The sequence below is a fragment of the Corynebacterium sp. NML98-0116 genome (genome assembly GCF_001767255.1).
In the GTDB taxonomy this organism is placed as follows: Bacteria; Actinomycetota; Actinomycetes; order Mycobacteriales; family Mycobacteriaceae; genus Corynebacterium; species Corynebacterium pseudogenitalium.
In genome coordinates, this window is record NZ_CP017639.1 from 1,703,432 (window position 1) to 1,716,885 (window position 13,454).

Below are 13,454 nucleotides of genomic sequence, written 5' to 3' on the forward strand. Positions count from 1 at the left end.
AAACCCCGCTACAGCAACTGCTGCAACGGGGTGTGAAGTACTAGTTTTCGAACAACTGCACGCGAGCCTGAGCACCGCCCTCGTGAACCACTTCTGCGAGACGACTGCCCTCGCCAATGTCGATTAACTTCGCCACCAGCGACGGGAACGTCTCTTTGCTGCTGATCTCGGTGGCCCTGTGTGCGGCAACGCCAGCCAGACCCGTCTGGCCGGTTGCCTGGGCCAGCACGGCGACAGTGGCCGTAAGCTGTGCCCTCATCCCAGGCCAGTGAGCCGGTACAGCGCGCATCACCTGCTCAGCGAACTTGAGACCTGCTTGTGGCTCCTCAAGCAGCGCAGCAAGCAATGGATCACGCAAGCGCGGTGTCGTGAAGCACTTCAGCGCAGATCGGATAGCACGCGCACTCGGCTGCGTCATCCCCGCCGCTGCCTGCTCGTACTCACGCTGCAGTACGTCTCGGAAGATGGGTGGAACATACGCCAGCGCGTCTTCGATGATGTCTTCATGCTCTGCGGCGTCGATGTCGTGCTCGGTGCTGTTCAGCCTGTTCTCAATCTCTTCACGCGAGAGCGCTGGGAGATCGCCGGTCTGCTCAAGCAACTGCTGTAGCGCTGCTGAGGCGTGGATGTTGCTGATTCTGCCCGCCTGTGGCTCACATGAGTTTGGGTGCAAGTACATCGCACACCAGGCAGTACCAGCGGTGATTTCTGACGTTTGAATGACCGCCAGTACCTCACTGCGCAGCGGGGAATCCTCGCTACAGAGGAAGTGCGCCGCTGCATCTGCTTCAACCATGTCGTCGGTGATGACGTACGCCGCAACAGCGTCGAGATCCAGCGTCTCAGTCCATGCTGCGAACTTCTCACGATCCTCGGTGAGCTGTTGGATCGCTCCGTCGAGATCAAGCCGGGCAAGTGGCCCGAGGCTCAGGCTGTGCGTGTCGCTGTCTTGTTTGAAAAACGCGAACACCAGCGAGTCCTGCGGGTAGAAGCCCAGGATGCCGGGGATGTTTGCGAGAATCTCGCCGTGAGAGGTAAGTGTCTGCGAATAGTTGGACATGAAACACTCCTTGCCAAATACGGGATGTGTAAGGTCAGTCCCGTATTTGGTCCCGGCTCTGCCGGGCGGTGTTACCACCGCCCGGCAGCACCCCAGCGTGCTCAGTGCGTCGCTAGTGCTCACCTGGTGCTTGCTTGCAGGACACAAGCACTAGCGGCGCAGCCTGTGCTTAAGCGTCTGCTTCGATACGCTCAATAGCGCGGTAAATCGTTGGCCTGGACACGTTGAACGTCCTCGCCACTGCACTCACGGACTTACCACCATCGATGAGTTCTTTTGCGACTTGTGCCTGTTCGTCGCTGAGCTTGGGCTTCGGCCCGGCTACCCTGCCCTGCGCACGGGCGTGAGCCACGCCTTCACGGGTGCGCTGAACAAGCAGGTCACGCTCCCACTCAGCCAAGCTGGCCATGACGTTGATAACCACTTTGTCGGTGGGCTTCGACGTGTCCAGCGCTGGCTCCAACACCTTGACGTTGATTTTGCGTGCAGCCAGGTCGGCGATGGTGTTCACGGTATCTGCGAGGCTGCGGCCGAGCCTGTCGAGGCGCGTAACAACGAGCGTGTCGTCGGGGCGCATGTATGCGAGAGCATCGTCGAGGCCAGGTCGCTGCCAGTTGGTGCCGGAGATGGTGTCTGAGTAGATGTGGTCCGGGTCGCAGCCAGCGTCGATGAGCGCCTCGCGCTGGGTATCAAGTGACTGCCCCTGCTTGGACGTTGAGACACGGGCGTAGCCGATGAGCATGGTTAATCACCGACTTTAAGCGTTGCCCTTGGCACGGTTGTGCGACTTGCAGAGCAGCTCACAGTTGCTCTCCTCGGTCGATCCACCCTTGGACCACGCAGTGACGTGATCAGCGTCCATTTCTTTAAGCGCCCAGATCTTTGCTTTCTTCTCATCGTGACCGATAGCGCAATACGAGCAGTTGGAGACACCCTTCTGTTTTGCAGCATCAGTCTGGCGCTTGTAGACGCGCTTCTTCACCGCTTCAGTGAAGACACGTACGTTAAGTAGTTTGGTGTCTGTCTTGCCGCCAAGCAGGTACTCGTAGATACCCTTCTTGGACTGAATTTGCGGGTCAGACAGCAGCTCCTTTGCAGCAGCCGTCATCTCAGTCGCGTTGTAGCCCTGGCCGCCGTACTGCTCATACAGAGTGTTCCATTCGATGCCTCGCATGGACGTGTCTGTCATTTTGAACACACTTGCTGCCCAGTCGATAACTGCAGTGAAGTAAGTCTGTAGTTCGTTGCAGTTATCGTCTTCACGGTGCTTTGCCATGTAGCTGTCGATGGTGGTGCCTTCACGCTGAGCGATCCAGTCAAGGGCTACCTCAAGCACCTCCTGGCGAGCAGGGTCGCCTTTTACGAAGTTCGACCATTTCGACATGACCGCAGAGCCGGAGTTGGAAAAGACCTTCTTAGCAGCATCAACGAATGGGCCAGAGTACACGGCGTTACGCAGCTCTTGGGCTGTCAGCGGCACACCAACGATGTTAATGGTCTTGAACCACTCCTTGATCTCAGACTCAGTGCCATTGCAGTCGTAGATAAGCAGCTCAGTCTCAAGGATCTGCTCTTGCTGGTGCTCACTCAGCGACGAGAAGTACTGTTCGTTGCCGTCGGTATCTTTGACGACGAACAAGTCCTTGAAGAAACGGCCGATAGAGGTAATACGCTGCTGGCCGTCAAGGATCTCGAACTTGTCTTCGTCCTGCTTGGGCTGGTTGAAGTAAATCAGCCCCAGCGGATAGCCCTTGAGCAGCGAGTCAATGACGGCAACATCTTTCTTACCGTCGTTGTAGATGTAGTTGCGCTGGTACTCAGGCTGGATGGTGAGGTTGCCAGCCAAACCGTACAGACCTTTGCCTTCGAGTTCGTTGTAGTGGAATCCGTCAACGATGTCACGGGTCTTGCGGGGGTTGAGTTTTGCTTCCATGGCTTAAGACTCCTTGACATTGGGGTTGCGGTGGCGGATAAGAACTCTGCAATACGGTTTAGTAAAGAATTGTCCGTCGACCTCGTAGTACGTCACGTCTTGAGGCTCTGTGTCATGCGGTATGGCGGCACCGTCATTAAGCTTGCCCACCCGAGATCTAACGCCGTTCTTGCTGACCTGAATCTGGGTTGGATAGTTCTTGAGCTTCAACCCCGAATGATCGTCCCATGCCTGCGTGATCCCAAGGATTTCAAACTGGTCTGGGCTGTACTTATCGAGGAACGAGATGGGAACACCCATCATGTCGTTGTAATCGTTGGGGATTGCTTTGGTCTCCGGTACTTCTATCGCGTCGTAATTGTCGTACTTTGGATACCTCACGTTTCGGACCGTCTTTGAACCGTAGATCAGGTTGTCCTCCATCGACATGAGCACGAGCTGTTCATGTCGGCGTCCATGCTCAATGTTGGTAAACCATCTAACACCCTTTACACGGACGAATTTATTCCCCTGTTCATCCACACGCTGACCTGCAGCGGTAAGCGGGTAACTTTCGGGTACACGAAATTCGCGATCACCACTTGAGATTGAGGGGCCGTACCAAACCTTGTTGTCTTTGAAAAGCGGGAATACCTCTTTATAGGTAACTGCGTTCATGTTCCCGATAACGGAGAACTGGACGTCGCCATCAATCAGCCACGCAAGGAACTCGCGGAATAGGGAGAACGGTGGGTTGGTGATAACGATGTCGGCTTCATCGCGGAGTTTCGTGACCTCTTCAGAACGGAAATCGCCGTCGCCTTCAAGATAATCCCACTGGAGGTCTTCTTTGTTAAGGCGCCCGTCATCGTTAAGGTCCTTGCCCTGTTCCATGACGTAAATGCGTCCCCGGAGCCAAGTGTCGTCTTCGTTGAACTTCTCGTCCTGGTCCTCACCAAGTGCGAAGTCCAGCAGCATCTGCCCCTTCTCAGTCACGGCTGGGTTTGATGCTGGCACATAAGACGTAGAGACCAGCTTCTTCAAGCCGAACTTCTCAAAGTTCAGTGCAAAGTACTTGGTGAAGTTACTTGCCCCGGGTCGTCACACGGCAGCAGAACTGTCTTACCTCTGAATACGTCGGGGTCGTATTCGAGATAGGCTTGCATCTCGTTTTCAATGTCATTCCACTGCGTGTAGAACTCGTCCTTCTTGGCAGTCTTGGCTGTGCCTAAGTTAGTATTGCCGCCCATTGCCTACATCACCTTGTAGATTGATTCAGTCTTCATCCGGCAGTGAAGAATGAGAGAACCCGGGTGAAGCAAGGTTCTCAGATAGCGGAAGACCCCGGGGAGCAGGGGGGATTGCTCGACCCAGGGCCTTCGGACGCCTGCGGAGCAGGAACCCACCCCAGCGTCATCACGAAACTATCATTTGTACAAGCAGCGTGCAGGTCTTACGCGTTAGGGATGACTACTACGTCAGTCAATTTGTCGATTTTGCTGATGAGCTCTTCCTCAATTTTGTAAATCTGGCGGTATCTTTTTGCGAGAGCCTTTTGGCGGTCCAGGAGGTGTGCCCAATTGGATTACAAGTACCTACACACTTGATCGGTGCTGCACGTTTCAGGGTCCGGGTGTGCGGCGTCCTGTCTGAGGTCCGCGATAGTGTCGCGCAGCACGGAGAGCTGCGCGATCTGCTGCTCGATCTCAGCGAGGCGCACGTCAAGCAGGTCGCGCACGTGCTCGCAGGGCGCCTGGCCGCCGTCGCGGATGTCGAGGATCTGGCGGATCTGGGCGAGGGTCAGCCCGGCGGCCTGGCCCCGGTGGATGAACCCGACCCGACCCACGGCATCCTCGGCGTAGTCCCGATAGCCGGAGGCCAATCGCTCGGCCGGAGGGAGCAGCCCCGACTCCTCGTAGAACCGCAGGGTCTTGGTCGTGGTTCCGGTTGCTTCCGCAAGCTGTCCGATCCTCATGTTCGCCGATTCCCTTCCAATGGCCACCACACTTGACTTGACCTTCCATTGTACTGGAAGGTTCACAATGGTTCCATAGGAGCTTTTGAACCACAGGGAAGAGACATCTGGAATGACAAACGAAAAGTTCGATCTGGCGATTATTGGTTCCGGCGGCGGAGCGTTTGCGGCCGCGATCCGGGCCACCGAGCTGGGCAAGCACGTCGTGATGGTGGAGCGCGGCACCGTGGGCGGGACATGCGTGAACACGGGCTGCGTCCCGTCGAAGGCGCTCCTGGCTGCCGCGGAGGCCCGCCATGTGGCGTTGGATTCGGCCCGCTTCCCTGGGGTGGCGGCCTCGGCGGGCCCGGTGGACATGCCGGCCCTGATTCAGGGCAAGGCCGCGCTGGTTGAAAGCATGCGCACGGAGAAGTACGTCGATCTGGCCGCGGACTACGGGTGGACGATGATCTCGGGGGACGCGTCGTTCACCGGAACCCAGGACGCACCGCTGCTCCGGGTGATCTCCCCGGATGGTGCAGTGAGAACGATCGAGGCCGGGCACTACCTCGTGGCCACTGGCTCCGCACCCTACGTGCCCCCCGTTCCCGGACTGGCCGAGGCCGGGTACCTGACCTCGACGACGGCGATGGAACTGGACGAGGTGCCCGAATCAATGCTGATCCTGGGCGGAGGCTATGTTGCCCTGGAGATGGCACAGCTTTTCTCCCGGCTGGGCTCCCGGGTGACCATGCTGGTCCGTTCCCGGTTGGCCTCGCAGGAGGAACCGGAGGCGTCCAAGGCGTTAGCGGGGGTGTTCGCCGACGAGGGGATCCGGGTGGTCCGGCGGGCCATGGCCGACTCCGTGGCCTCCGGCCCGGACGGGGTCTCGGTGACGGCAAACGTGGCCGGGGGCGAGGAGGTGTTCCGCGCTTCCCACATCCTCGTGGCACTGGGCCGCCGCCCGGTGACCGAGGGACTGGACCTTGACGCCGTCGGGGTGAAGACCGGCGCATCCGGCGAGATCGTGGTCGATTCCCGCCTGGCCACGTCCAACCCGCGGGTTTGGGCCGCCGGGGACGCGACCGGCCATCGGGAGTTCGTTTACGTCGCAGCGGCCCACGGCGCCCTGGCCGTGGACAATGCGTTCACCGATGCCCTGGCCGAGGTCGACTACCGGCACCTGCCCCGGGTCACCTTCACCAGTCCCGCCATCGGGGCGGTCGGGATGACGGAAAAGGAAGCTGTCGCCGCCGGGATCAGCTGCGAGTGCCGGGTCCTCCCCCTGGAGTACGTGCCGCGAGCCGTGGTCAACCGCGACACCCGCGGCTTCATCAAGGTTGTCGCGGACCGCGACACCGGACGGATCCTGGGCCTCTCCGCGGTGGCCAAGGACGCCGGGGAAATCGCCGCCGCCGGCGTCTACATCCTCGAAGCGGGCATGACCACCGCGCAGGTCGCCGCCGCCTGGAGCCCCTACCTGACGATGGCCGAGGGCATCAGGATCGCCGCCAAGGCCTTCAACACCGACGTCTCCAAGCTCTCCTGCTGCGCCTGAGCTGCAGCCCCCACTACCGAAGCAAAGGAATGCCATGACCGCCACCGACCAGGCCCTCACCTATCTGTTGTCCCCCGCGCGCTCCGGAATAGACCCGGAATTGTTCGTGCCGCTGCTGCGGCTCCTGGCCGAGGGCGAGCCCGTCACGGTCGCCGAACTGGCCACCGCCAGTGGCCGGAGCGAAGACACGGTCCGGCAGGGACTGGCCGCCGTCCCGGACACCGAGTACGACGACGAGGGCCGCATCATCGGCCTGGCCCTGACGATGCGGCCCACCCCGCATCGCTTCACCCTGGCCGGGGAACAGCTCTACACCTGGTGCGCCCTGGACACTCTCTTCTTCCCGGCCCTGATCGGGAAGGCCGCAACCATTGAGTCGACCTCCCCGGGTAGCGGGACCCTCATCCGGGTGATGACGGGCGCGGACGGCACGGTGACCTCCGTACAGCCGGCCACCGCCGTCGTGTCCATCATCAGCCACCCGGGCACGGGGCCGGTGCGGTCATCGTTCTGCAACCAGGTCCACTACTTCGCCTCCCGCGAGGACGCCCAGCCGTGGTTGGATTCCCATCCCGACGGCGAAGTCCTGGACATCGAGGCGGCACACCGGGCCGGTGCCGCCATGGCCGCCGCCCTCCTCGCCGCGGCCGCCACGCGGGCCCCCGCGGCGCAGGACTCCTGCTGCTGAGCTTTAAAAGGACATGACATGACCCAACACCCAGAACAGCCAGACACCGGCCATCAACCCGTCCGGCAGACCGGTCGCCCCGGGCGATACCACACACTGGCCGCAGGAATCGGCATAGCAGCGGCCATGATCCTGTGCTGCGCAGGACCCATCCTCATCGCCGCCGGAGCCCTCGGCGCGATCGCCGGATTCTTCTCAAATCCCCTCGTGTTACTCGCGGCCGCCACGGTGCTCCTGGCCGGGATCATCGCCGTCACCAGGCAGCGAAAACGCCGCAGGACCGACGACTGCTGCCCTCCCGCATCCCCCGAGCACCACCGCACCGACCACGGCACCGCCTGAGTCCCCATCCCCATTCCTGGAAGGAACCACCAGACACCATGACATACCCGAGATCCCGCCGTTCTCTGTCCATTCCCCGGCCCAGGCACCTCGCCTCCGCCCTGTTTCTGGCAGCGGTCATGGCACTGACAACCGCCTGCGCCAGCTCACCGAGCGGCCCGTCGGCCGCGCCAGGCGGTTCGTCGCCCGACGCGGCCGGTGCCGTTGCTGTTACGGTCTCCGACATTGACGGCACTACCCGGACCATCCCGGACGGTAAGCCCGCAGCACTGTTCTTCTTCTCTGTCGGATGCGGTGAGTGTGTGGAAGGGGCCGATTCCCTGAACAAGGCCTCCACGGCCCTGGGAAGCTCGGCCGACTACCTCCTGGTGGACGTGGACCCCCGAGAACCGAAGGAGACCATCAACGGATTCCGCGATTACATCAAGGCCCCTGAGCTCCCTGCCGTCATCGACACCGGGGCCACACTGACCACCCGGTACAACGTCACCTCCATAAGCACCCTGGTGGTGGTCGACGCGAAGGGCGACGTTACCTTCCGGGCCACCGACCCGTCTGCGGAAAAGATCCAAGAAGAACTCACCAAGGCCAGTGCCCAATGACAGCCCTGCTTGCCCTGGCCTTCGCCGCTGGAATGATTGCCCCGGTCAATCCCTGCGGTTTCGCCCTCCTGCCCGCCTGGATAGCCCAGACCATCGGGGACGCCCGGACGCGCCCGCTCGCGCTGCGTCTGGCCCACGGGCTCCGGGCCGGGCTCGCGCTCAGCCTCGGCTTCGCCGGGACCCTGGCAGCCTTCGGGCTGATCGTCAGCGCGGGCGCCAGGACCCTGATCAGCGCAGCGCCCTGGCTGGGAATGGCCACCGGGGTGATCCTTCTCCTGCTGGGCCTGGCCATGCTCACCGGACTCACACCACGGCTCCGTCTGCCGGCCTGGGCCACGAAACCCCGCACACAAGAAGCCGCAGGGGCAGGTCGCAAAACCGGGCGCATGGTGGCCTTCGGGATCGGATACGCCGCAGCATCCCTCGGCTGCACCCTCGGGGTGCTCCTGGCCGTGATCGCCCAAGCCCAGGCCGTCGCCAGCTACGCCGGGCTGCTCGCGGTCTTCGCCGCCTACGCCGCAGGCTCGGCCACTGTCCTGATGCTCGTTTCGGCAGGCACGGCCATCGCCGGGGCCGCCCTCGGGCGAAGAATCACCGGCCTGGCCAAGCACAGCAACCGCATCGCCGCCTTCATCCTCACCATAACCGGCGCCTACCTCAGCTGGTATTGGTATCCCGCCGCCACCGGCGGAACCGCACAGGCCAACAGCCTCGCCGTATGGTCAGCCGCCGCCAGCGCCTGGATCAGCGACAACAGCACCCTGATCGCAGCCCTCGCCGCAGCCGTGGTGCTCGCATCGGCATTGGCCGCCCTCAACCGGCGCAGGAGACTGCGCATTAGACAGGGAACGCCGCCCACAGGCGAGGGCCCCGGGCAAAGCGGGGAACCCGACTGCTGCACACCAACTCCGGACAACAACTCGACCGAGGACCGGCCAGGCACGATCCCGTAGCTGGCCGAGGACTCCCAAAAAGCAAGGGGGAGAGGGAACCTTGCCCATCTTCTGGCAAACGAGGCGCCAGCCTATCAGGACAGGTTGGTACAGCGGCATCAGGCCGGAAGTCAATTCGTGCAGAGGACTTCGGGCAATCCGTCAGGAGCCCTCTGTACCGCCCCCGCAATGACGGGAACGTCAGTGTGGTGGACTTCGGAAAGCCACAGTGACACCCACTAGTTGTACTCGACCGTGACGTTGGTGGCACTTTCGGTCTTGTGAAATAGCTAGGCCTCCTGGCTTAGTGGAGCTGTCTAGTTCTTCACTGCCAGGAGGCCTCTATGCCCAACGGTAACGCCCGCTTGACCACGCATGCGAGAGCGTTGCTGGTGGCCAGGCAAGCTCATCCATATCGATGTGAAGAAACTCAGCCGCATCCCCGACAGCGGCGGTTGGCGAGTCCACGACCGATCCGCGACCGGAAGACCCGATCGGGTTCGACCACGTCCATGCCGCTGTCGATGACCACACCCGACTCGCTTATATGGCCCACTAGCGGTCGCGGAGCGTCCTGAAAACCTAAAGTTTTATGAGACACCCGGCAGGAACTGGAATGTGAGACCGTTTCATGGGGCAATTGGCCTCCTCCCCGTCTCACTAAAGCGTCTCGCCCTAAGTTGTCGCAGGGTGGTGCTCGGTAGGGGTTTGTGAGGCATAATCGAGACATGCGGCTTTTGGGGTACACCTCAAAAGAACAGTTTTAGAATTACTGTCAGAGTCAGAAGGCGTTGGCACAGATGGCCCCGGTGACCAGGGTTGTGACGACGGCTTCGGAACACCATCCGGTCAGTACTCGTGCCTAAGGGTGTGGATCCACAGCTGTTGCGCGAGGTTGACCGCGTGATCATCCTGGGAGGTGATGCCCAGCTGGAACTTCCCGACGACGCCCACGGAACGTGCGAACGGTGGGTGACAGACGAGCCGTCCAGGAGGGGGATAGAGGCGATCGAGCGCATGCGTCTGGTCCGTGACGACATCGACACGCGTGTACGCCGGCTCGTTGCCGAGTTGCTCGAGAACTGACCACCCCACCTCACACCATCAACGACCCCGCGCGAACTCGCGCGGGGTCGTTGATGCCTGAACTGATCATCAGCGTCGTCGGCCTGAAACCGGACATGCTGGTAGATACCAGGAGCGTGGCAGGTTAGGACTGAGCCTGCGGATGCTCCTCCTCCTGGTTACTGGTGGTGTCGGTGTCGTCGTCGGCGACGATCTCGACACTGCAGCAATCGGAGTTCGTATTCTTCTTGTGAAACAGGTCTTTGAAGCCCATGAGGGTCTCCTTTCGTTAGAGGTACGTGGTTTAGAGGATGATCGTCATCGCGTAGCCGGCCAGCATGGCCGCCAGCAGAATGGTGATCACGAAGGTGGCCAACAGTTTCGGCTTGAACACTGCCGCCAACATCGAGATTTCCGGTGGCGAGGCCCCGGACCCGCCGATCATCATCGCGAAGATCGGGCCGATGGCCACCCCGGCACCCGATAAAGCCAGGGCGACCGGCAGCATCGTCTCCAGTCGGACATACAGCGGGATACCGATCGCCGCAGCCAGTGGAATCAGCCACCAGACGTTTTCACCGGCCATAAATCTCAGGCCGTCTTCGGGCACGACCCCGTAGATGAATGCACCGATGGCCACGCCGATGATCATCGGAAGGAGCATGGGGCGAAGATCGTCCCATGCCTGACGGATCGCTGCCGGGGTTTCTTGTTTGATTCCACGCCACGGGGTCCCGTCCAGCTGGCGCCCGCCCTTGACCTTGACCTTGCGCAGCTGGTCTTCCATGCCCAGCGCGGTCCAGACCCAGGGTGCTCCCAGCGACAGCAGCACCATGATCACCGCGTAGCTGATCGCGACCTGCCAGGAAAGGGTCAGCCAGATCCCGCCGACGATAACCGGGTTGAGCAGCGGCGAAGCGATCAGGTAGGTCACGGTGGTACGAAAGGCCACCCCGGCTTTGAGCATGCTGACAAACATCGGGATCGTCGAACAGGAACAAAACGGAGTGATCGCCCCCAACGCCAGTCCCTTGACCTGACCGGGAACCGCTCCACCAGCCATTCAGCTCTGCAACCGCTCCGGGCCGAAGCGCCGGTTGATCAACGCGACCGCATAGGAGATCACCAGAAACAGCAGGAGCAGTTCGACCAGGAGGGTAGTGAACGTGCCGAGCGCGTTAATCAGCATCGACGACCTCGCTTTTCAGGGAGGTGTCCGTGCAGCAGGCGCGTTGTCCCTCCGGGGTCAACGTCGCCAGGTGCGCCAGCCAGCGCACCGGATCAGCCAGCTGAGTACAACACACCGAATTCAGCGTGGCACGACCCGTCGGCTCCGAGTCCACCAGTCCGGCCTTGCGTAGGGCAGCCAGATGATGGCTGACCAACGCCTGACTCATCCCGGTGGCCTCATGGAGCTGGCGGTTGGTCATCGACTTCTCCGCCAAGGCGAGCAGGATCGTCAACCGGTTTTCATCCGACAGCGCGGACAGGGTGGGTACGAGTAACTGGGCCCGCTCGGCGGGACTGAGATCCGACGCGGGGATGGATAAGGAAATCTCTGTAAGCACACCCCGATATTAACAAGCGACTACTTGTATTTCAAGCAATGGTTTGAACGTCGAGAAAGAGGCCCCTTCCGGCCTTTCCCGAGCGCCTCACTTTCAAGGAAGTGGGACACCATCAATGGCAATGGATTGAAAATACATATCCCCAGGAGGAGCATGTCTCACAAGTCACACCCAAGCGCCACAATCTGCACCGTTCGCCATGGATTGCCCCAGCTTTTTGCTGTAGTTTTTACTGCTTCTACAGAAAGCAAGCACGCTTTGAGCTCGTTCGAGTTACTGGAGCTTGAACTCTACGATGTCGACTTTGTCATCGGCAGCTAATCCGGGATAGTGAGTATCTAGCGCTTCCTGAAGCTCGGAAAGGGAGCCAAAACCGTCATTTCTAGCTTGCTTTTCCGACAATTCACTTCGCTGGGCAGAGGCAACGGACGTAACCTGTGCCTGGATAGTGACGACCTCTCCGGATTCTTTCTCGAAGACAATTTGGGCACTTCCTTCATGGAAAGGATCATCTACCCGGATGGTTTGTTGCTTTTCTCCGCTACGAATTGATTCCTCGTAGCCTTCCCACATGTAGATGCGCTGCTCTTGTTCCATATCTCGCCAGTTGAATGCGAATGGCAAGAGTTCTTCTACGGTAGGTGCTTCAAGTCCATTGCTTCCGCGCACGATGCACCGGATGGACGGATCAACATCAAAAAGCACCTGGCGGCATTTACCGCAGGGAGGAATAATTTGACCAGTAGGTCCGTATACGGCGACTACTGCTTGGATTGGGTCCTCTGGATAACTAGCAGCATGGTTGGCTAAAGCCGAGATCTCCCCGCAAGGACCACCGAGGAAATGGTGCGCGTTCAAACCGAGTACGTGTTTTCCTGATTTGGTAAGGAGCGCTGCGGCTACAGTGTGGTCTTCTCCGTCCTGAAAACGCTGTGCATGGGTGGTTGCTTTGGCCAGTAAATTTCGAAGTTCGTTGGTAATCACTCTTTAAGGGTAATAATTGCCAACGCGCTTTATCTATGTGAAGACAGAGATCGTGAACACCGGGGTTTCTGAGATGTACCAATCGCTTACAAAGCAAGACAGGACCATACGAGGACGTTGAGTGGATAGAGCGTCGAGTTTTAAGTTCAATGTTAGCTAAGGGCCTTATTAAAAGCGTTTGGCAACACGCGCTCCTATTTACCTTCGTATCTCGCGAGACGCTGACGTGGATGGCCTCACCATCGACCGGCAGCGTCAGGACTGTGAAGCCATTGCAAAGCAGCGTGGCTTGGACGTTGGACATAGGACATAACTACGTCGATCAGTCCATTTCCGCGTCAAAGAAGAATGTGGCTCGCCCCGACTACGACGCCATGGTGGCATCCTTTGAACGCGGCGAAATCGACGCGATCATCTGCTGGGACCTCGAACTACCCGCCCCACGTCGGTGGGTAGTCCGATCAGTCGGACAAAACTACTCCCGCACCACAGCGTAATAAGGGGTGCACCTTAAAAACATCCGGAGGTGGGGGTAACTCCCCCTCGTTGCCCAGAGACAAAATACGCCAGTGGCGTCTGTACGACGAGCCGAAGGTAGGACAAATTCCAATCCAGAGAGGTCTTGCACTGTTGCGGTGCGGTTGTCTTCTTTCTCACCGTATTGGACCCTGCGAAATTAATTGGATACGATAGGCCCATGTTGATTTCAGGTTCCGTTTTCATGCGGCCGCCCACCAGCCGCTAAGGCGGTTTTCTCCCTCCCGCAGGTTAGAAACCGCTCCGGTCCTT

15 protein-coding genes and 3 pseudogenes are annotated in these 13,454 nt (G+C 60.1%); 8 read left to right on the forward strand and 10 right to left on the reverse strand.

Going from position 1 to position 13,454, the window contains the following annotated elements:
- Positions 1–40: 40 nt before the first annotated feature.
- The 5 genes and pseudogenes from BJP05_RS07775 to BJP05_RS07795 all read right to left on the reverse strand — a co-directional run bounded on the left by BJP05_RS07775 (position 41) and on the right by BJP05_RS07795 (position 4,947).
- On the reverse strand, positions 41–1,060 hold the full coding sequence (locus tag BJP05_RS07775) for a DUF4192 family protein (protein WP_070362919.1): 1,020 nt from the start codon (positions 1,058–1,060) through the stop codon (positions 41–43).
- 169 nt (positions 1,061–1,229) lie between these two features.
- Positions 1,230–1,802: a recombinase family protein gene (locus BJP05_RS07780; protein ID WP_070362920.1), complete on the reverse strand. Its 573-nt coding sequence runs from the start codon at positions 1,800–1,802 to the stop codon at positions 1,230–1,232.
- A gap of 15 nt (positions 1,803–1,817) precedes the next feature.
- The gene (locus tag BJP05_RS07785; RefSeq protein ID WP_070362921.1) at positions 1,818–2,993 is read right to left on the reverse strand and encodes a DUF262 domain-containing protein; all 1,176 of its coding nucleotides are present in this window, start codon (positions 2,991–2,993) and stop codon (positions 1,818–1,820) included.
- 3 nt (positions 2,994–2,996) lie between these two features.
- Positions 2,997–4,222 (reverse strand): annotated as a pseudogene (locus BJP05_RS07790) (adenine-specific methyltransferase EcoRI family protein).
- Positions 4,223–4,557: 335 nt separating this feature from the next.
- On the reverse strand, positions 4,558–4,947 hold the full coding sequence (locus BJP05_RS07795; protein ID WP_004601215.1) for a heavy metal-responsive transcriptional regulator: 390 nt from the start codon (positions 4,945–4,947) through the stop codon (positions 4,558–4,560).
- A 112-nt stretch (positions 4,948–5,059) separates the two neighbouring features.
- Here BJP05_RS07795 and merA point away from each other — a divergent pair, with 112 nt between their 5' ends.
- The 7 genes and pseudogenes from merA to BJP05_RS11475 form a co-directional block, all read left to right on the forward strand.
- Positions 5,060–6,484, forward strand: coding sequence for a mercury(II) reductase (gene merA, locus BJP05_RS07800; RefSeq protein ID WP_070362922.1), 1,425 nt, complete (start codon positions 5,060–5,062; stop codon positions 6,482–6,484).
- Positions 6,485–6,518: 34 nt separating this feature from the next.
- The gene (gene merB, locus BJP05_RS07805) at positions 6,519–7,172 is read left to right on the forward strand and encodes an organomercurial lyase MerB (RefSeq protein WP_070362923.1); all 654 of its coding nucleotides are present in this window, start codon (positions 6,519–6,521) and stop codon (positions 7,170–7,172) included.
- 18 nt (positions 7,173–7,190) lie between these two features.
- Entirely contained in the window at positions 7,191–7,514 is a 324-nt protein-coding gene (locus BJP05_RS07810; RefSeq protein ID WP_228496498.1) for a hypothetical protein, read from the forward strand.
- Positions 7,515–7,633: 119 nt separating this feature from the next.
- The gene (locus tag BJP05_RS11465; RefSeq protein ID WP_240492732.1) at positions 7,634–8,116 is read left to right on the forward strand and encodes a thioredoxin-like domain-containing protein; all 483 of its coding nucleotides are present in this window, start codon (positions 7,634–7,636) and stop codon (positions 8,114–8,116) included.
- The gene (locus tag BJP05_RS07820) at positions 8,113–9,069 is read left to right on the forward strand and encodes a cytochrome c biogenesis CcdA family protein (RefSeq protein WP_049172301.1); all 957 of its coding nucleotides are present in this window, start codon (positions 8,113–8,115) and stop codon (positions 9,067–9,069) included. The genes BJP05_RS11465 and BJP05_RS07820 overlap by 4 nt, the downstream gene beginning before the upstream one ends.
- A gap of 375 nt (positions 9,070–9,444) precedes the next feature.
- Positions 9,445–9,595, forward strand: a pseudogene (locus BJP05_RS11470) (IS481 family transposase); the annotation flags it as partial.
- Between the two features lie 314 nt (positions 9,596–9,909).
- Positions 9,910–10,134 (forward strand): annotated as a pseudogene (locus BJP05_RS11475) (low molecular weight phosphatase family protein); the annotation flags it as partial.
- A 124-nt stretch (positions 10,135–10,258) separates the two neighbouring features.
- Here the strand turns inward: BJP05_RS11475 and BJP05_RS11530 are convergent.
- The 5 genes from BJP05_RS11530 to BJP05_RS07840 all read right to left on the reverse strand — a co-directional run bounded on the left by BJP05_RS11530 (position 10,259) and on the right by BJP05_RS07840 (position 12,665).
- Complete coding sequence (locus BJP05_RS11530; RefSeq protein ID WP_005285980.1) at positions 10,259–10,387, reverse strand: hypothetical protein; 129 nt, start codon at positions 10,385–10,387, stop codon at positions 10,259–10,261.
- A 30-nt stretch (positions 10,388–10,417) separates the two neighbouring features.
- Positions 10,418–11,134 carry a permease gene (locus BJP05_RS07830; protein ID WP_240492733.1) on the reverse strand — a complete coding sequence of 239 codons (717 nt, stop codon included), beginning with the start codon at positions 11,132–11,134 and terminating at the stop codon, positions 10,418–10,420.
- A gap of 42 nt (positions 11,135–11,176) precedes the next feature.
- The gene (locus BJP05_RS11535) at positions 11,177–11,302 is read right to left on the reverse strand and encodes a hypothetical protein (RefSeq protein ID WP_256008562.1); all 126 of its coding nucleotides are present in this window, start codon (positions 11,300–11,302) and stop codon (positions 11,177–11,179) included.
- Positions 11,292–11,681 carry a helix-turn-helix transcriptional regulator gene (locus BJP05_RS07835; RefSeq protein ID WP_070362924.1) on the reverse strand — a complete coding sequence of 130 codons (390 nt, stop codon included), beginning with the start codon at positions 11,679–11,681 and terminating at the stop codon, positions 11,292–11,294. The genes BJP05_RS11535 and BJP05_RS07835 overlap by 11 nt, the downstream gene beginning before the upstream one ends.
- 273 nt (positions 11,682–11,954) lie before the next feature.
- Positions 11,955–12,665, reverse strand: coding sequence for an ASCH domain-containing protein (locus tag BJP05_RS07840; RefSeq protein WP_049172294.1), 711 nt, complete (start codon positions 12,663–12,665; stop codon positions 11,955–11,957).
- A 263-nt stretch (positions 12,666–12,928) separates the two neighbouring features.
- Here BJP05_RS07840 and BJP05_RS07845 point away from each other — a divergent pair, with 263 nt between their 5' ends.
- Positions 12,929–13,162, forward strand: coding sequence for a recombinase family protein (locus BJP05_RS07845; RefSeq protein WP_224784272.1), 234 nt, complete (start codon positions 12,929–12,931; stop codon positions 13,160–13,162).
- Positions 13,163–13,454 lie beyond the last annotated feature (292 nt).